The sequence below is a fragment of the Bartonella sp. OT172YNZD genome (genome assembly GCF_042193725.1).
In the GTDB taxonomy this organism is placed as follows: domain Bacteria; phylum Pseudomonadota; class Alphaproteobacteria; order Rhizobiales; family Rhizobiaceae; genus Bartonella; species Bartonella grahamii_A.
In genome coordinates this window covers 159258-179140 of sequence record NZ_JBHILZ010000001.1, presented here as the reverse complement: position 1 = coordinate 179140, position 19883 = coordinate 159258, and the positions used below count along the sequence as shown (strand labels likewise).

At 36.6% G+C, this 19883-nt stretch carries 9 protein-coding genes and 1 pseudogene; 9 read left to right on the top strand and 1 reads right to left on the bottom strand.

Features of this window, described 5'->3' with window-relative positions:
* The first annotated feature begins 1 nt into the window (after position 1).
* The 4 genes from lptB to rlmN all read left to right on the top strand — a co-directional run bounded on the left by lptB (position 2) and on the right by rlmN (position 5806).
* Positions 2–796 carry an LPS export ABC transporter ATP-binding protein gene (lptB, locus tag ACFIJS_RS00635; RefSeq protein ID WP_375648860.1) on the top strand — a complete coding sequence of 265 codons (795 nt, stop codon included), beginning with the start codon at positions 2–4 and terminating at the stop codon, positions 794–796.
* Between the two features lie 912 nt (positions 797–1708).
* The gene (gene ptsN / locus ACFIJS_RS00630; RefSeq protein WP_375648858.1) at positions 1709–2173 is read left to right on the top strand and encodes a PTS IIA-like nitrogen regulatory protein PtsN; all 465 of its coding nucleotides are present in this window, start codon (positions 1709–1711) and stop codon (positions 2171–2173) included.
* A 1861-nt stretch (positions 2174–4034) separates the two neighbouring features.
* Positions 4035–4538: an invasion associated locus B family protein gene (locus tag ACFIJS_RS00625; RefSeq protein WP_273787736.1), complete on the top strand. Its 504-nt coding sequence runs from the start codon at positions 4035–4037 to the stop codon at positions 4536–4538.
* A gap of 41 nt (positions 4539–4579) precedes the next feature.
* Positions 4580–5806, top strand: a complete 1227-nt coding sequence (gene rlmN, locus ACFIJS_RS00620; protein ID WP_375648856.1) for a 23S rRNA (adenine(2503)-C(2))-methyltransferase RlmN — start codon at positions 4580–4582, stop codon at positions 5804–5806.
* Positions 5807–6582: 776 nt separating this feature from the next.
* Here the strand turns inward: rlmN and ACFIJS_RS00615 are convergent.
* A complete protein-coding gene (locus ACFIJS_RS00615) occupies positions 6583–7230 on the bottom strand; it encodes a LysE family translocator (protein WP_375648854.1) in 648 nt (215 codons plus the stop codon).
* Positions 7231–7400: 170 nt separating this feature from the next.
* On the opposite strand from ACFIJS_RS00615, the pseudogene ACFIJS_RS00610 reads away from it, so the two are divergent.
* From ACFIJS_RS00610 to addA, 5 genes and pseudogenes are all read left to right on the top strand, one after another.
* Positions 7401–8593: pseudogene (locus ACFIJS_RS00610) on the top strand (argininosuccinate synthase).
* A 405-nt stretch (positions 8594–8998) separates the two neighbouring features.
* A complete protein-coding gene (locus tag ACFIJS_RS00605; RefSeq protein ID WP_375648852.1) occupies positions 8999–10660 on the top strand; it encodes a lysine--tRNA ligase in 1662 nt (553 codons plus the stop codon).
* Positions 10660–12234 (top strand): peptide chain release factor 3, encoded by a 1575-nt coding sequence (locus ACFIJS_RS00600; RefSeq protein WP_375648849.1) that lies wholly within the window; start codon positions 10660–10662, stop codon positions 12232–12234. The genes ACFIJS_RS00605 and ACFIJS_RS00600 overlap by 1 nt, the downstream gene beginning before the upstream one ends.
* A 990-nt stretch (positions 12235–13224) precedes the next feature.
* On the top strand, positions 13225–16344 hold the full coding sequence (gene addB / locus ACFIJS_RS00595; protein ID WP_375648846.1) for a double-strand break repair protein AddB: 3120 nt from the start codon (positions 13225–13227) through the stop codon (positions 16342–16344).
* A 2-nt stretch (positions 16345–16346) separates the two neighbouring features.
* Positions 16347–19823 carry a double-strand break repair helicase AddA gene (gene addA, locus ACFIJS_RS00590; protein WP_375648843.1) on the top strand — a complete coding sequence of 1159 codons (3477 nt, stop codon included), beginning with the start codon at positions 16347–16349 and terminating at the stop codon, positions 19821–19823.
* The last annotated feature ends 60 nt before the right edge of the window (positions 19824–19883 follow it).

Below are 19883 nucleotides of genomic sequence, written 5' to 3'. Positions count from 1 at the left end.
CATGTTTGGAATCAAAAGAAAAAAGCAGACCGATAGGTATAATCTTAAAAGTGAAGCTTCAAAAAATCCCTTAAAAGGGACCTTGATTGCCAGTAATTTGATTAAAGTTTATCGAGGAAGACGAACTGTTAATGGTGTTTCTTTTGGCATTCGTACGGGAGAAGCCGTTGGCATTTTAGGTCCCAATGGGGCAGGTAAAACAACTTGTTTTTATATGGTTACGGGGCTCATAAAATCTGATGGAGGATTCATTAAAATTGATGGATTTGATATTACGCATCTTCCGATGTATCGACGTGCGCGTTTAGGTATTGGATATCTTCCACAGGAGGCTTCTATTTTTCGTGGTCTTTCAGTAGAAAATAACATTAAAGCTGTTTTAGAGGTCGTTGAAAAAGATCGCCTTAAACAACGTGAAGAGTTAGATAGCCTTTTACATGAATTTAAAATTGATCATTTACGTAAAATGTCTGCACTTTCGTTGTCTGGAGGAGAACGTCGGCGACTTGAAATTGCGCGCGCTTTAGCTTCTCGTCCCCATTTTATGTTACTTGATGAACCATTTGCAGGAATTGATCCTATCGCTATTTTCGATATTCAACAACTTATTCGTCATTTAACGCAGCGTGGCATTGGTGTTTTAATAACGGATCATAATGTGCGTGAGACATTAGGGCTTGTCGATCGCGCTTATATTATTCATACAGGGCGGGTGTTAGTTCACGGTTGTCCTAATGATATTATCAACAACGTTGATGTACGCAGAATTTATTTGGGAAATCAGTTTTCTCTTTAATTTTACAGCTTTCACGAGTTTCCATTTAAGCTTAACCAAACATTATTACTGAAAATTTCCTTATTTATGCCAAAACTTCTTTTATGACTATAACCTTAGAATGTTTTTATTGAGTGGTGAAAAAGGCTTCATCATTAAAGGGTTAGTTTGTTGTTTTATAAGTTTAGCTTACTCATGATTGTATCACAGAGAAGATATCACTAGATTAACTTGATAATGAGTGATAAACGAAGCTCTCAATCAATGCGTGTGTTATTGAAAGGTAAGAGATATTTATCATATTTTTCTCTGTCGAATCAAATAATATATCGATTATGCTGTTTTAGGTATTTTGATGGGAGCACCGGTTATATAGTGCGGTTATTCAATAGGAGTTGTCGTATTTTATTGGTTTATATGGCCTATTTAAAAATAGGAGCTCGGCTGCAGATAGCAGGCTAAATCTATAAATTTTTAAAATAATCATTAAATCCCTAAAAACTTTTATATTCTTGTTATAAGGCAATGTTCAAGCTATACAGTAATTTTCAAAGTAAAGGCCCATTTTTCTCAGTATGCTTTTCATCTTAATTTAAGGACTCATTTTTAAAGAAAGAAAAACTCTGATGGCGAATTATACATCAACTCTTATGACAAGTTTAATAAATTTATGAATAATGACCTTTTCTAGAGTCGTAAGGAAATTAACTTTATGAACAACTTCATTTCTTTGTTTTCTCATACCGTTAATGAGGACCCGAATACTATTTATTGTTGTGTTAAAAGTGATATAAGATGTAGTGAGCCATCACCCATTATAAATTGAAAAGTAAAAACACATGCGATGTTGCGAAAAGTGAAAGAACATTAAGTATCTATACCGTTTACAGGTTTATTGATAAGCATTTGAGCGTGTAAGAGGAAAATTAAAGTATGAATTTGAGTGAGTTAATAGCACCGGAAGCGATTATTCCGGCTCTTAAGGCTAATTCGAAAAAACAGGTTCTACAAATTTTAGCCGAAAAAGCTTCCAAGTTAACAGGTCTTAGTGAGCATGTGATTTTTGATATTGTTTTACAACGCGAGAAGCTTGGTTCAACAGGTTTGGGTGGAGGTATTGCGATTCCTCATGGAAAATTACCTGATATTAATCGGATTATTGGTATATTTGCACGTCTTGAAAGTCCTGTTGATTTTGAAGCTCTCGATGACGAACCTATAGATCTCGTTTTTCTCCTTTTAGCACCTGAAAACGCTGGTGCAGATCACTTAAAAGCTTTATCACTGATCGCACGTGTTTTGCGTCACACTGATGTTGTGCAAAAATTGCGCAATACGCATAATGCTAATGCGCTTTATGCTTTACTGATTCAAAATTCAGAATCGAATGCAGCTTAGAAGGTATTATGAATTTATCAGTTGCAAAGTATACACCACAGAACGTAGAAAATAATATAATTTTTATCTTAAAAGACTGATAACAAAAGGTTATGTCATGTAATTTTGAAAAATCGCTTCTAAGCGAACCTTCTTTTTAAAGAGCAAGCAACAAAACGAAGTACTTATCTTTTCTTATTCTTGTATGTTAAAGCATCTAATCATTATGTTTTGTGGATTCGTTTATCCTATTATACTGTAAAAAGCTATCATTAGAGGTGTGGAGAGATAAGGCATGTAAGTCTCCTTAATACATTAAATGCTTTTAGAATGTGTGGTAAATATTCTTAAGCAGGACTTGTTTGTAGAGCTTTTTGTTAAGTGAATCACATAAGTGGGAAGACAAGAGGAGAGCGCTCTAAAAGAATCCAAACTGTTTTCAGTCGAGATTGGCTTAAGAAGCTTCGTCCTTTGAAAACGGAAAGAAATCAACAGGAAAGTTTATCTGTGCATTGAATTTTTTCGTAAGTTGAATTTGAGTGTTTAGAGATAATATTTTAATTCTCAAGAAGAAATAAGCGATATATTGTATTCTCAGGATAGCAAGATATTGATTTTAAATATAATTCACTATTTTGCACGTTGGATGAGAGATTCGAATATTGTAAGATTCTCTCATTCCAAATCCGTTTATATTGAATCAATCAAAACTATTTGCTTGCACGTTATAAACGGAATTAGCGTGTGGATAAAAACTGTACAAGAAAGGAGTAAAAATGCCTCTTATGAATCGTCTCAAGTATCGAGGATTGTAGTAAAACATTGGGAGCTAGAAAATAGTGTAATGGCGCCAGTTTATTTCTTCACAAGGGAAGAGATCAACTATTTTATAGATATGATTTAGATGTCAGCTGCTGTATAGAGCTCATGCTAAAAAATAATTTTGTACGGTAAAAATGAAAATTATAGCTTTAGATTGGGTGAAAGAGCTTTGTGCATGGGAAGATTTATTCAACTCCACTTTAATTGATTAAAATGTTGTTAAAAAAACGATAACGTTAGAATTGCTGTAGAAAAAGGCTTTATATTTTTGTTTATAAATTACTTAGAAATAAGATAAGGAAACTTTCCAAAAGAATTCTTAAGAAGTTTTTTATAACAGAAAGAAAAATATCGTCTAATACATAAAATAATATGATTAAGCTATTATAAGCTACTAAAATCATTTTAGAAATTAATAATTGGAGATAAAATATATAGGGGAATAAGATCAAAAGAAAAAAAGTTGTAGGTGATTATTGAGATAGAATCTAAATTCTTTATGTTTTATTATTTTTGCAAGATCTTTTGAAGATTTAGAAAAAGTGTTATCGGAACGATATTGAATACGAAGTATGAATGCACTATAATGGGTGAAAGGTGGAGTGTTTTTAGAACATAAATTATTGAATGCATAAAGTCGAGAAGTGATATTCGCAAGGCGATGAAGCTTTTTGGGGGAGGAGTATGGGGTGTATTTTCAAAATTTTACATCAGATTGCTTGTGATATAAAGAGTATGGTTTATTTCTTAACAGAGTGATGGTATATTTTCATCTCGTTTTGAAGTTCTATAACTTAAAGAAATCGTTTTTTATACAAAGACGAAATGAGTAGCGTAAAATGAGGATGCTATTTTTTAATGTGATTATTGAATAAGAAGTTTATATTTTTGTAACGATTAAAAGATCACAATGAAACGTAGAAATCTATTCTGATCAGTGTGAAAATATTTCGCTTATTTAAGGAATTAGGACAATGACACATGAATATCGGGAAGTTTTTGTTGAATTTTTCCAATGAAGAGAATCTTGTTAGAGACTAAAGAAGTGAGTTAAATGAAGATGTTTGAAAAGACTGTTATTGCTGCATCTGTAATGGTTCTTGTTACAGCGGGAGTAGCGTATGCACAAACGCCAAGCCGTTTAAATCAATTTGAAGCGTGGGGAGCCTATTCTTATAAATCGCCCAAAAATACGATTTGCTATGTGTTATCGGTACCTTTGAAGGCTCTTCCAACGACAGTTAATCATGGTGATAACTTTTTCTTGGTTACCAAGCGTTCTCATTCACCTATTTCGTTTGAACCGCAGTTTATGGCTGGTTATACCCTTCAAGAAGGGTCGAGAGTGACGGTGACCATTGGAGGTAAGGACTTTGATTTTTTCACGAAAGATTCCTCAGCTTGGTTGGCGTCATCAGAGCTAGAAAAGCAGCTTGTTTCTGCTATGCGTGCTGGAAGCAATATGACAGTGAAAGCGATATCAAAACGAGGAACACATACCACTTATACCTATTCCTTAAAAGGGGTCACTGCTGCATTAAATGCAGCTCAAAAGTGCCATTAAGGTTTCGATAATTTCTAAATAGTGATGTGAATTGGAAAGCAATGGCCATTTTCTATGACCTTAGACCAGTTGGTTCATGTTTTGCGCGAGAAACAGATAATGTGGTCGTAAAGGAGAGTTCTAAGCTATCTTTAATTGGTTTGTCGCAAGATGAAATGGTGCAAGCTTTAAAGACAGTTGGTGTACCAGAGAATCAAACGTGTATGCGTGTGCGTCAGCTTTGGCATTGGCTTTATGTGCGTGGTGTTTCAAATTTTGATGAGATGCTGAATATTTCTAAAGCAGTGCAAGAAACACTTAAGTGTCATTTCTCCATTGCGCGCCCAGAAATTGTTGGAGAACAAATATCAAAAGATGGTACGCGTAAATGGCTCTTACGTTTTCCTGCACGTGGAGCTGGAAGGCCTGTTGAAATTGAAACGGTTTATATCCCTGAAGAAGGACGTGGTACTCTATGTCTTTCATCGCAAGTAGGGTGTACGTTAACTTGCTCTTTTTGCCATACGGGAACGCAGATGCTTGTTCGCAATTTGACTGCGGAAGAAATTTTGGCACAATTATTGGTTGCACGTGATTGTTTGGGTGATTTTCCTGATAAAAATACTCCTGATGGAGCAATAGTTCCCATTGAAGGTCGCAAAATTACCAATATTGTTATGATGGGGATGGGAGAACCTCTTTATAATTTTGAAGCTGTTAAAAAAGCTTTATTGATTGCTTCTGATGGTGATGGGCTTTCTTTATCAAAACGTCGGATTACGCTTTCAACTAGTGGGGTTGTTCCTGGAATTATCCGAACCGGAGAAGAAATTGGTGTTATGTTGGCGATTTCACTCCACGCAGTACACGATACATTAAGGGATATGCTTGTTCCCATTAATAAAAAATATCCGCTTGCTTTATTAATGGAGGCTTGCCGTAATTACCCTGGTCTTTCCAATGCAAAACGAATCACTTTTGAATATGTTATGCTGAAAGATATCAATGATAGTTTAGATGATGCTAAGCGATTGATTCAGTTATTGAAAGGGATTCCTGCTAAGATCAATTTAATCCCTTTTAATCCGTGGCCAGGGAGTAATTATCAGTGTTCTGATTGGGAGCAAATCGAGCGTTTTGCTGATATCGTTAATCAAGCGGGTTATGCTTCTCCTATTCGGATACCGCGTGGACGCGATATTTTAGCGGCATGTGGACAACTTAAATCAGCTTCAGAGCGTTTACGGAAATCTGAACGTTTGCGACTTGAAAATGCCCTTGGTCATTAGTTAATGCAACTTTCAGTGATATTAAAACCTATGTTTTTTCAGTAAATCAGCATATAATAGCATGTGTGAGACAGAGATTAAGATGGATAAGTGCTAGGCGAACAATTTCAGCTTTTATATGTTAAATGGGGGAAAATATTGTATATAGCAGTCTGTTTGCGTAATCTCATGCAATGATGAGGCAGCCTCATTTAAAGGGAATAGGAAGTCTTAGGAGTCTTAACTAATTTCCACCTTATTATCATACCCTTTAATTCTATTTTATGACTTTTAAAAGCATTTACGGTAATATCTTTTAAAAAATGGAGATTGTGCATTGTCTCACTTTTTTGTTTGTTATGTTCTTTAATAAGATTACGCCTTACACACAAAGCGGAGTGTCTAAAATATAAATACCATCGTATTGTCTACTGACATGTTTTTAAAAAAGTATTTCCTAATGCACTCCCCATTTCATGATAATGCTTGTGAAGAGTATAAGACAAAAGCCTCTATGAAATTGTGATATTACCCCACCTTTACATTTAATAAAGGTGCTAAGTTGGTACTACCATTTTATTTTTCAACTCCCAATATTGTAACGCTTTTGGTATTTAAGAGGGTTTATGAGAGGTATTTTTATTCTTTTCTGAGATAGTTTTTATTCATACGAAAACTCCCGATGCACTTATAACGTACAAGGGAAAGATATTGTTTGATTCAACATAAACAGGTTTGAAATGAGAGAATCCTACAATATTTGGGTTCTCATTTAAATTAAAAACGATAAATTACATTTATAAATCAATGTTTGTAACTATAAGGAGATGGAGAGCAAAGCTAGTAAAAGTACCAGCAATAAGCCAGTCGAGAAAGCGAATATAAAGAGGATTTTTCTTGAGAATTTTGGTAAGTTTATGCGCTGTAAAAATGATAGAAATTGTAATGGGAAAAGAAATAGGGATATAAGAAAGTCCTAAAAAGAGTAGCTTTTGTGTTGCCATAGGATCATTCGCATTGATAAATTGTGGTAAGAATGTCGCGTTAAAGAGTATAACTTTAGGATTTAAAAGATTAATTCCAATACCAACAAGATAGTTACGTTTAGCGCTTTGAGATTTAGAAGATGTCTGTTCAAAGGAAAAAGTCGAATTTCTCCGTAATGCTTGAAAGGAAAACCATAAAAGATAAAAGGCGCCAACAATTTTTAGAAGAATAAAAGTGTGTGGCGTAGCAAAAACAAGCGCTGATAAGCCAAGTGTTACAGCGGTAACCTGAATGGCAAACCCTGTTGCACTGCCCAAGGCACACATAATTCCAGCTTTTTTGCTTTGTGTAATGGTTCGTTCTAAAGAAAGCATCATATCAGGTCCTGGAATAAGTGCTAAAATCAACGATGCTAAAGCAAATTGTATAACAATAGACCACTCCGGTAGAAATGACACGTAAATTTCCTTTTATTTTTAAGCAGTATTCATTTTTGACACTCTAAAGCGTTTTTATTTACATTTTTTGCGTCTTTTTAATGTTGCTTAAAGAGAATTTATTTTTATATTTCTTGCATTGTTTTGATTTTTGGGTAGAAATAAAAGAGCAGCTCATATAGAACTTTGAAATGAAGAAGTGGCAAAATATTAGAAAAGTTGTTTTGGCTTATTCAGGGGGGATTGGATAGGTCAATTATTCTCAAATGGTTGCAAAGTACCCTGGACGTTGAAGTTGTGACTTTTACAGCGGATTTGGAGCAGGGGGAAGAACTAGAGTTTGCTCGTTGTAAAGCTGAAATGCTCTAGGTGTTAAAGAAATCTACATTGAAGATTTGCGCGAAGAATTTGTGCGTGATTTTGTTTTTCCGATGTTTCGAGCCAATACCGTTTATAAGGGGACTTATCTTTTAGGAACATCAATTGCACGCCCACTTATTTCAAAACGTTTAATTGAAATTGCTAAGGAAACAGGAGCAGATGCAATTGCTCATAGGCAACGGGCAAAGGCAATGATCAGGTACGCTTTGAGCTGTCTGCTTATGCTCTTAATTCTGATATAAAGATTATTGCTCTATGGCGTGATTGGGATTTTAAGAGTGGACAGATCTGTTTGAATTTGCTCGTACACATCAAATTCCTGTAGAAAAGGATAAGCAAGGCGAAGCGCTTTTTTCAGTGGATGAAAATTTATTGCATTCTTCATCAGAAGGAAAGATTTTAGAAGATCCAGCACTTCCTGCTCCTGAATATGTCCATATGCGTAATTTTTCGGTGGAAGATGCTCCAGATTAAGCAACTAGAATCACTCTTGGCTTTAAAAAAGGTGATGCTGTTTCAATCATTGGAAAAAATTTACCTCCTGCAACTTTACTTGCAGAGTTAAATCATTATGGGCGCGATAATGGTATTGGTCGGTCAGATTTGGTAGAAAATCGCTTTGTGGATATGAAATCGCGGGGTATTTATGAAAACACTAGGGGGAGACCATTCTTTTAACGGCTCACAGAGCTATAAATCTTTAACGCTATATCGTGGTGCAGCTCATTTGAAAGATGAATTGATGCCATGTTATGCAGAATTCATTTATTATGGATTTTGGTTTTCACCGGAAGGTAAGATGTTGCAGGCAGCTATTGATTTATCTCAAGAACATGTTGAAGGTGAAGTCACGTTAAAACTCTATAAAGGAAACGTGATTGTTGAAGGGTGCCAAAGTAAAAAATCATTTTATTTTAGTTAGTTGGTAATTTTCGAGGATGATCGAGGTACTTATGATCAAAGAGATGCAACTGGTTTTATTAAATTAAATACTCTACATTAGCAATGCGTCATCAAGGTGACAAAAAAATAGAAAATTACGGTGACAAGTTTAAAGTAGGGGGAATGCTTCTGTATGAAATGCCTAACTTAAGCATTTTTATCTGTTGGTTTTTGCAGTTCTTTCATCCAATGTTAGAGGCTTCTCTTTTGTACTAAGTCAGTATAATAAGCAAAATCCATGTAATAATAGCAATGAAGGCTCCGATAATCAAAACAAGTCAATTTTGCTTTATAGTATTGAATGTTTTCGATTTTTATCAGAACAAAATATGTTTATAGCGAAGGCGCTTTTTGTATTGTGACTTAAGAGTGTAAAGAAATTTTCATCTTTTTGCTTGCTATTATTGACGAATAAATTCAAGAACCATACACCCTATTTTGAAAGAGTGTAATTTTTAGGATAAAAATGATGCGTGATCAGTGTGATACCCTTAACCTTACGCCTGAATTAAAAGATGCGGCTTCTCAATCGAGAACTTGGCCATTTGAAGAAGCACGTAAGATTATCAAACGGTATGAAAAGACGGGTTATCCGGACAGTGTAGTATTTGAAACAGGTTATGGACCTTCTGGTTTACCGCATATTGGAACTTTTGGGGAAGTTGCACGTACAACCATGGTGCGTCATGCATTTAATATTCTTACGGATAATAAAGTAAAAACAAAATTGCTTTGTTTTTCTGATGATATGGATGGTTTGCGCAAGGTTCCTGAGAATGTGCCTGATCGCGAAAGCATGGAACATTATCTTGGTCAACCGTTGAGCCGTGTACCCGACCCTTTTGGAGATGATTATCCTTCTTTTGGGGCAGCGAATAATGCGCGGTTACGGGCTTTCCTTGATCGTTTTGGTTTTGATTATGAATTTGCAAGTGCTACGGATTATTACAATTCTGGTCGTTTTGATGAAACAATTTTGAAAATCCTTGCCTGTTATGACAAGGTTATGGCAATTATTTTACCAACATTGGGTGCAGAACGGCAAGCGACCTATTCGCTTTTTTTACCGATTTCTCCCTTTTCTGGAAAAGTATTACAGGTACCGATGATTGCGCGTAATGTTGAAAAAGGTACAGTTACTTATATCGAACCAGAAACAGGAGAAACCATAGAAACAGAGATTACGGGGGGCAAGGTTAAGTGTCAGTGGAAGGTAGATTGGGCAATGCGTTGGACAGCGCTTGGCATTGATTATGAAATGGCAGGAAAAGACCTTATCGATTCCACAAATCTTTCTTCTAAAATTTGTAAAGTATTAGGTGGGAAGTCTCCAGAAGGATTCAACTATGAGCTCTTTTTAGATGAGAAAGGGCAGAAAATTTCTAAATCCAAGGGAAATGGCTTAACCATTGATGAATGGCTTACTTATGCCCCAACAGAGAGTTTAGGGCTTTATATGTTTTCAAAGCCTAAAACAGCAAAACGGCTTTATTTTGATGTCATTCCAAAAGCGGTTGATGAATATTATGCGCATCTTTCAGCCTATGGTCGCCAAGAATGGAAAGAGCGGCTTAATAATCCTGTATGGCATATTCATAATGGTTGTCCACCGCAGGTTGATTTGCCTGTATCCTTTGCGATGCTTTTAAATTTGGTAAGTGCTTCAAATGCGGAGAATGCAGAAGTTCTTTGGGGTTTTATCTCCCGTTACGCTAAAGGAGCAAATGCACAAACTTATCCAGAACTTGATCAATTGGTGAAGTTTGCCATTAAATATTTTGATGTTTTTGTTAAACCAAACAAAAAATTTCGTATACCAGATGATAGCGAACGAACAACATTAGCACAAATTGATGAAAAATTAGCTAATTTACCTGAAACTGTTGATGGCAACATGCTACAAAATATGCTTCTTGATGTTGCACGGTTAACGGAACGCTATCAAGATCATAGCAAAAAAAGCCCTGAAGGTGGGCCTGGTGTTTCCAATGTTTTTTTTCAAATGTTGTATGAAGTCCTTCTGGGACAAGAGCGAGGTCCACGATGGGGATCATTTATAGCGCTTTATGGGATTAATGAAATGCGTGCACTGATTGCTGAAGCGCTTGCACGTCCTGTGGAGGAATAATGGAAAAGAGAGTGCAAGAAGTAAAGCGACGCCGTACATTTGCAATTATTGCTCACCCAGATGCGGGGAAAACAACATTGACAGAAAAGCTTTTATTGTTTGGTGGTGCTATTCAACTTGCCGGTGAGGTAAAAGCGAAAAAAGACCGTATTCAAACCCGCTCTGATTGGATGAATATTGAGCGTGATCGTGGTATTTCCGTTGTGACTTCGGTGATGACATTTGAATATAAAAATCATATTTTTAATCTCCTAGATACTCCAGGACATGAGGACTTTGCGGATGATACGTATCGCACTCTCACAGCCGTTGATAGTGCTATCATGGTGTTGGATGGGGCCCGCGGGATTGAGCCTAGAACATTAAAATTGTTTGAAGTGTGTCGGATGCGGGATATTCCTATTGTTACGTTTATCAATAAAATGGACCGTGAGGCACGTGATCCTATAGAGCTTTTAGATGAAATTGAAGAAAAGCTTGCTCTTGATACTGCGCCTATAACATGGCCAATTGGTACGGGTAAAGATTTTGTTGGTACCTATGACCTTCATCATAATCGTTTTCGTCAAAAAGATGATGAGATAACACAGAGGATAGTTTCAAATCCCAAAGAGGTTGTCCATTTACTTCCTGAATACCAACGTTTAACTTTTATTGAAGGGGTAGAACTCGCTCAAAGTGTTTGCAAGAATTTTGATCTTCAAGCTTTCCGTGAAGGTCATATGACTCCGGTTTATTTTGGTTCAGCTTTGCGAAATTTTGGTGTTCGTGATTTGATCAATGCGCTTATTGATTTTGGTCAAAGCCCTCGTGACCAAAGTGCAGATCAGCGCAATGTCATAGCAACTGAACCTAAAATGACGGGATTTGTTTTTAAAATTCAAGCGAATATGGATCCTAATCATCGTGATCGTATTGCATTTTTTCGGGTATGTTCGGGAACACTTGAACGTGGTATGAAGACGAAGTTGGTCCGAACAGGAAAACCAATGACACTTTCGGCTCCACAATTTTTCTTTGCGCGTTCGCGCCAAATTGCTGATCAAGCCTATGCTGGTGATATCGTAGGGATTCCTAATCATGGAGCATTACGTATTGGCGATACTTTGACTGAAGGAGAAGATATCCTCTTTAAGGGAGTACCAAATTTTGCACCAGAGATTTTGCGTCGTGTTTGTTTGGGCGATCCAATGAAAGCAAAAAAGCTCAAAGAAGCTTTGCAACAAATGGCTGAAGAAGGGGTTGTACAATTGTTTATTCCTGATGATGGGTCGCTTTCTCTCATTGGTGTTATTGGTGCTTTGCAAATTGATGTTTTAAAAGAACGATTAAAAATAGAATATTCTTTGCCAGTAAATTTTGAGTCTGCGCGCTTTAATTTATGCCGTTGGATTTCAGCGCAGAGCAAAGATGAGTTGCAAAAGTTTCTCAGCAATCACCGCTCTGCTATTGCTTATGATTTAGAAGGTGATCCAGTTTTTTTAGCGGAGAACCATTTTTCATTGAATTATGAGGCAGAAAGAGCTCCTAAAATAAAATTTTCTGCTTTTAAAGATTATCAAGTACGCTCTTAAAATAAAGAAAAATCTTTTCTACAATAATTTTACTTATAATGATAATTTATCGTTTTTTATATTGAGTGAAAAATCTGAATATTATAAGTTTTTTTATATTGAAACAATCAAAATCATTTGTTTGCACGTCATAAGTAGGATTGGTGTGTGCGTAAAACACTTGAAGCAAAAAATACAATGCCTCTTATAAAACTTCTCTATAGTCAAGAGCTTTCAAAATATTAGGTGAGGGTAAAAAGTGATGATGGTGGTGTGTGATGTATCTTATCCCATTCACGGAAGTTTACGTTATACTATTCGTTTATATTATTTACGGGACGACATTACGCAGTACGCTCAAGTACAATGAAAAATGTCTCTTTAAAAACAAACATATAAAATTGCAACATAATGATATTTTGGGGCATTCTATTTTGCACAAGGGATGTGATCCTAGCAAGATTAGGGGCTTGCACGATAAACTTTTGCAAAACTCTCTCCATCAAAGTAATCTATTTTCGCTGTGAAAGGTGGAAATATTATTATTTTTTTCCAAGCTTTTTATGGGATTCGAAAATATTATTTATGAAACTGATTTTTTAAATTTTGCAATATCATGATATCTATTTTTTTCTGAAATGATGGAGTATTTAAAGAATATTTTCAGATTGCACTGTATAAAGAATATGGTAAATTTATTATATTCAAAGAGCTACAATGCATTGGTATCCCTAGTACCTTTTAAAACTTCAATATTTATTTTTATATTATCTATTTTAGTTAGAGAATAAACTGTAGCCAATTCTACGTTGAAAAATATCAGAAAAAATTTATATATTTTTTCGCGATGACTTAAGACATATAATTTATTTCAATATTTTTTAAATTTAAACTAAAAAATCTGCTGTATAAATATAGCTTTTCAGTTTTTCCTTGTATAAATATTGTATACAGTCAAAATAATACAAATAATCAATAAACTGAAATTTGTTATCCCAAATATGAGATCATATGACCTATAAACCGCGTGTCTTTTCTATTTCTCCGGGAACGGCTTTTTTGCCTCACTTTGTTGATGCACTACTCTCTGGTAGCCTTATTGATAATTTCGCTTCAAGTGGAGATATTCAAACCGCCCTTGCTGATAGCCTTATTTATGTTCCGACACGTCGTGCTGCTCGCGCTTTGCGTTTAGCCTTTGTTGAAAGAAGTGATACACAATCAACATTCTTGCCAACCATTCGTGCTTTAGGAGATGTAGATGAAGACAGTTTCCTTTTTGTTGAAAATCATACCAGCACTCTGAATCCACCTATTGGAGAAAGTGAACGTCTTTTACTTTTAGCGCGCCTTATCCGTCCTTGGCGTGAAAATTTACCTGTGCATCTGCGTGCCATGTTTGGTACAGAAGATGTGCTTACTCCAGCTCATAGTGCTGATGCGATTTGGCTTGCGCAAGATTTAGCACACTTGATGGACGAAATTGAAACAGAAGGAGCAGACTGGTCAAAACTTAAAAATATTGCACCTGATATGGTCGCTGAATGGTGGCAAATAACGCTCGATTTCTTGACTATTGTTACGCAAAATTGGCCAAAAATCTTGACAGAAAGACAACGAAGTAATCCCGCTGAATGGCGTAATCAAGCACTCACAATGCATGCAGAGACTTTACGATGTATGCTGCCTGATAAACCGATCATTGCAGCTGGTGTGTCAGGTTCTATGCCCGCAGTTTCTCATCTTTTAAAGGTTATAGCTTCTCTGCCAAAAGGAGCTGTTGTTCTTCCTGGCCTTGATCTTCATATGGATGAAGAACAATGGAATGCACTAAGCACAAGCAATAAAGAAAAAACAGCTTGTGATTTTTTTGATCATGCAGAAAATGTTTTTAGCCATCCTCAATATCATTTAAAAAAACTTTTAACCCTCATGGAGTGTCAACGTCATCATGTTTGCGAAATTGGCCAACAAAGTATAACAAAGAAAAGACGAATGGCTCTTTTATCAGAAGCACTCCGACCAGCTTCTACAACAGATAAATGGATACAAATTGTCCGTGATGATTATGAAAATCTTTGTGCAGATTGGTCATTTATTGAAGCTATAAATGAACGTGAAGAAGCTCTCGCTATAGCTATTACCTTACGCAAAGCTATTGAAGAACCCCAAAAAACTGCGGCCCTTATTACAAATGACCGTAATTTAGCGCGCCGTGTTGCTGTGGAATTACAGCGATTTGGAATTGAAGCAAATGATTCAGGTGGAATACCACTTGCACAAACATTGCCTGTAACTCTCTTACGACTTATCTTAGAAAATGTGTTGCAACCAGATGATCCCATTGCTTTTCTTTCTCTTCTTAAACATCCACTGACAACACTCCAACAAAACCGTCATCGTTTACGCGAAATTGCAGAAAATTTTGAACTTTTTATTCTTCGAGGAAATACGGGGCGCATCAATCTTTGCGAATGTGATCAATTTCTTGAAAAATGGATTGAAATATATTTTCATAATAGTTCTGAAATCAGCGCTCTTGATCAACAGAAATGTGAAGAAGCACGTTTCCTTTGTCATCTTTTGAGGAAAGCTGTTGAACCTTTAACATCTCTTATGAAACAAGAGAAAAAATGCACCATCAATGAAGCTGCGATAGCAACTGTTGAGGTTTTTGAAAATTTTGGTCGCAGTGAGGATAATTCTCTTGTATATCTTTATCAAAACGAAGCAGGACAAGCCCTATCAAAATTTTTATGCGAATTGGTCAGTGATCAATCAGGATTAACATTTCATCTTTGCGAATGGCCCGCTATGTTTTCTGCCATAATAGCTACCCGTTCTGTCATACCTTCACCTGGAGGACATCCACGTTTATTCATCTGGGGTACTTTGGAATCACGTTTGCAAACGGTTGATACAGTGGTCATCGGCGGTCTTAATGAAGGGTCATGGCCGATATCAACCCGAAATGATGCTTTTTTATCGCGACCGATGAAAATGATGTTAACTCTGGAACCACCAGAGCAGCGTATTGGTCTTTCCGCGCATGATTTTCAATGGGCAATGGGAATGGATAAAGTGGTGATGAGTCGCGCATTGCGCGTTAATCATACGCCTTCCATTCCTTCACGCTGGCTACAACGCATAGAAACAGTTGTAGGAAAACAGGTTTGGAAAAAAATCCGTGCACGAGGTGAAATACTACGCCATTGGACAAAGATGCTTGATCATACAAGCATAACTTCTGAGGTAGAACGTCCCTGTCCTGCTCCACCCCTTGATATACGACCGCGTCATTTTTCAGTCACTGAAATAGAAACATTGCGGTATGATCCTTATGCTATTTATGCTAAAAAAATCTTACGTCTCAAACCACTTAAAGAACTTATTCATGATCCTAGCGCTTCAGAACGGGGAACACTTTATCACGCTATTCTTGCAGCTTTTTGCGCACAAATAAAAAATCCAAATGTTGCAAATGCACTCAATGTACTGCTTGCTATTGGACGTAAAGAGTTTGATAAATTCAATTTTCCATCTGATATTGAAGTAATTTGGTGGAATAGTTTTGAAAATCTTGCTCCACGCCTTATTCAATGGGAACAAAGTTTAGGACTACGAGAGCGATATTCGGAAGTAGTATCACAAAAAATCCCTATAGGAACAACAGGGGTAACCCTTTCAGGACGTGTTGATCGTCTTGATGTTTTGCCAGATAAAACAGTTGAAATTCTAGATTTCAAAACCGGAACCCCTCCTTCATCAAAACAAGTTCGTGAATTATTATTTCCGCAATTGGCTTTAGAAACAGCTTTACTCATACAAGGGGGATTCCCAGATTTTCAAGATTTTACCCCCTCAAATTTATTTTACATTCCCCTTAACAGAAAAGGTGAAATTAAATCCCAATCAATTCTTTTAAAGAAAAAAGATGAAAAAACTCACCTAAGTGCTGTTAATCTTGGTGAAAATGCATGGAAAAATCTTATCACACTCATAACTTATTATCAAAATCCACAACAAGGCTATCTCTCACATGCTGTCCCTATGTCAAAACGATATGAAGGTGACTACGATCATTTGGCTCGGTTGTGGGAATGGTCAAGTGGTTTTCATAAAGAAGAGTAATCATGACGTTTTTTTCTATTCCTGAAGCTGCTCTTGATGCACAAGCAACGGCAACACATCCCCAAAAAAACGTGTGGGTTTCTGCAAATGCTGGGTCTGGAAAAACCCACGTTTTAAGTGAACGTGTTATCCGTTTGCTTTTAAACGGTACGCCTCCAGCACGTATTTTATGCCTTACTTATACAAGAGCTGCTGCTGCTGTTATGCAATCACGAATTTTTCGCACGCTTTCCAGTTGGAATGAACTCGATGATGCACAGCTGCAAGAAACCTTAACACGGTTTGAAAAAAAACCTGTTAATGCGCAAAAACTAACTTATGCACGACAACTCTTCGCACGTGCCCTCGAAACACCTGGTGGTTTAAAAATCCAAACGATTCATGCTTTTTGTGAATCTCTCTTGCATCAATTTATGTTAGAAGCCAATATTTCAGGGCATTTTGAACTTCCCGATGATATCAGTCGAAAAAAATTACTACAAGAATCCCGTCGCCAACTTTTAGCCCGTCGTGATATACAGCCTGCTTTGCAACAGTTATTTACAGTTATTAGTGAACATACTTTTAACCAATTGCTTTATGAAGCAACAGAAAAGCAACATAAATTATCTGATTTTTTATCTTCTCTTCTATCTGAAAATGGAGAAGAAAAATTGCGTGCACTTTTTAACTTAGCGCCCGATGAAACAAATCAATGTCTATTGGAACAAATTAAACAAACAGCGCGCCTTCCTCTTTATGCTCTTACGCATTGTGAAATCAATGGCAGTCAAAGCTGCAAGGATATGGTGGAAAAACTTTCCCAATTAGAAAAGGTGCGTGATGAGACAAATATTCTCAATATTATTTCTGATATTTATTTTACAATAAAAGGTGAGCCGCGTAATTTTTCACATTTATTTCGTAAAAAATCAGACCAAATTTGGCCTTTTATTCAGCAAATGCTTAAAGATAAACAAAACAAGCTTTCTATTCTTTTAGAGAAATATCAATGCGCAAAAATTGCTACTCTCAATATGGCTGCTTTTCAGTTATGTGCCGTTTATCTCAAAATCTATACGAATCTAAAAAAGGCCAATGGCTTCTTAGACTTTGACGATCTTATTGAGCGTACACTTTATTTGTTACAGCGTAAAGGTGCAAGCCAATGGGTGCATTATAAACTTGATCGTGGGCTTGATCACATTCTACTTGATGAAGCACAAGATACTAACCCTGAGCAATGGAAGATTATTCAACTGTTGGCACAAGAGTTTTTCTCAGGTTATAGCCAACGAACAAATATACGGACTCTTTTTGCTGTTGGAGATGAAAAGCAATCTATTTATTCTTTTCAAGGTGCAGCTCCAGAAAATTTTGCTGAAAATGGACGAATCATTCAAAAAAAAGTGCAGCAAATAAATCAGCAATTTGAAAAAGTACAATTGCATTACTCTTTTCGCTCTACAGCGGATGTTCTTAAAAGCGTTGATATTGTTTTTGAAACACCAGAAAACTATAAAGGACTTTCGACAGAAAATACAAAAACGGTGCATGAAGCTATTCGTGTTCATAGTCCCGGTGAAGTTGTTATATGGGATACAATTTCTCAAGAAACGAGTGAATTTCCTCATGATTGGCATTTAAGCGTTGATCATTTAGATACTCCTGAAGTTCGTTTAGCAGAAAAAATTGCTGAAACTATTGCTAATTGGTTACAAAAAGGTGAAATGCTTCCAGCAAAAGGACGCTTAATACGTGCAAGTGATATTATGATATTGGTTCGTAAACGTGACCAATTTGTCTCAGCTCTTTCCCGTGCTTTTAAACACCGCAATATTCCCGTAGCAGGGGCTGATCGTTTACAGCTTACCAAACATATTAGTATCCGTGATTTAATGGCGCTTGCGCGTTTTGTTTTGCAGCCACAAGATGATCTTTCTCTTGCTTGCGTTTTAAAAAGCCCCCTTTTTGCTTTTAGTGAAGAAGAGCTCTATCAGCTTGCCGCACACCGCACCGGCTCTCTTTGGCAGAGCTTATGTACGCACGCATCATCGCAGATATCTTTTAAAGATGCTTTTGAAAAGCTAAACCATTATCGCGCTTTAGTGGATAAAATACCGGTTTTCGAGTTTTATAGCCATATTTTGAATAATGATAAGGGAAGACAAAAAATTCTGTCTCGTTTAGGATCTGAAGCAAATGATGTGCTCGATGCTTTTATGGATTATACGCTCACTATTCAAAAAACAGGATTACCAGGATTACAAGCTTTTTTAGAAACATTAAGTGCAAGCGAACCAGAAATTAAACGTGAATTTGAACAAAATAATGAAGAAATTCGCATCATGACTGTCCATGCTGCAAAAGGTCTAGAGGCTGCTGTTGTGTTTTTAGTTGATCCTGGTAGTGCGATTTGGCATCCTCAGCATGCACCTCACTTGCTTAAAATCACTTCAAGTAACGCACAATGGAACGGAAAACAAGCCTTTATTTGGCGCCCCAATGAAAAGTTTGATACAAAACTCTCTAAACAAGCAATTTCATATTTAAAAGAGCGTGCAGAAGAAGAATATAGGCGCCTTCTTTATGTAGGAATGACACGCGCTGAAGATCGCTTGTTTATTTGTGGATATAAAGGCCAGAAAACGCCATCTCATACATGGTTACAACTAGTAAAAAAAGCCCTCGAACCGCATGCTCTTGCTATAAAAGGTTCCGGGGAAGATATTGCAGCTTGGCGTTATTGCATTACACCTCCTTTTTCTGCTTCTATAAACCCAAAAGTACCTTGCGCTGAATGCCAAACCTTACCACCTTTGCCTGCTTTTTTCTCTCATAAAGTACCAGAGGAACCAGTGCTACCAAAACCGTTAAAACCCTCAGTCGCGAGCCTTGCCATTGAAGCTGATACAGAGCTGTCCTCAAGTCCAAAACAGCTTACCACCTCCCCTGTTTTAGGCGCAACAAATACTAACAGAGCTTTTTCCATTGAATATGGTAATCTCGTTCACCGATTGTTACAATATTTACCCGATTACCCCCTACAAAAACGTCGAGATTATGCTCAAAACTATCTCAATATCAAAGCTTCTCATTGGTATGAGAGCCAAAGAGAAGATGCTCTTCGCCATGTTTGGAAAATATTAGATCATGTTTACCTCAAGCCCCTTTTCTCTGAGCATTCACGTGCTGAGGTCTCCTTAATGGGTATTGTGAAAATTCGTGGCAAAGAACAAGCAATTTCTGGTCAAATTGACCGTCTCTACATCACGAAAAACAGCATTATATTTGCCGATTTTAAAACAGGAACTCCGCCAGAAAATGAAACCGCTATTGCTTCCCATCACTGGTTGCAAATGGCTCTTTACCGAAAATTGTTGCAAGCTATTCATCCTGATAAAGATATCCAAGCTCTGCTTATCTACAGTAAAGAAGCCAAAGTTTTTAAACTTTCTCCAGAAAAACTCGAAGCATTTCTTGGTGAAGTTGCCTTATAAGTTACTCCTTTCCTTCAAAGCATCTTTATACTTTCTTACTTTCATAAAATCCTCCAAACA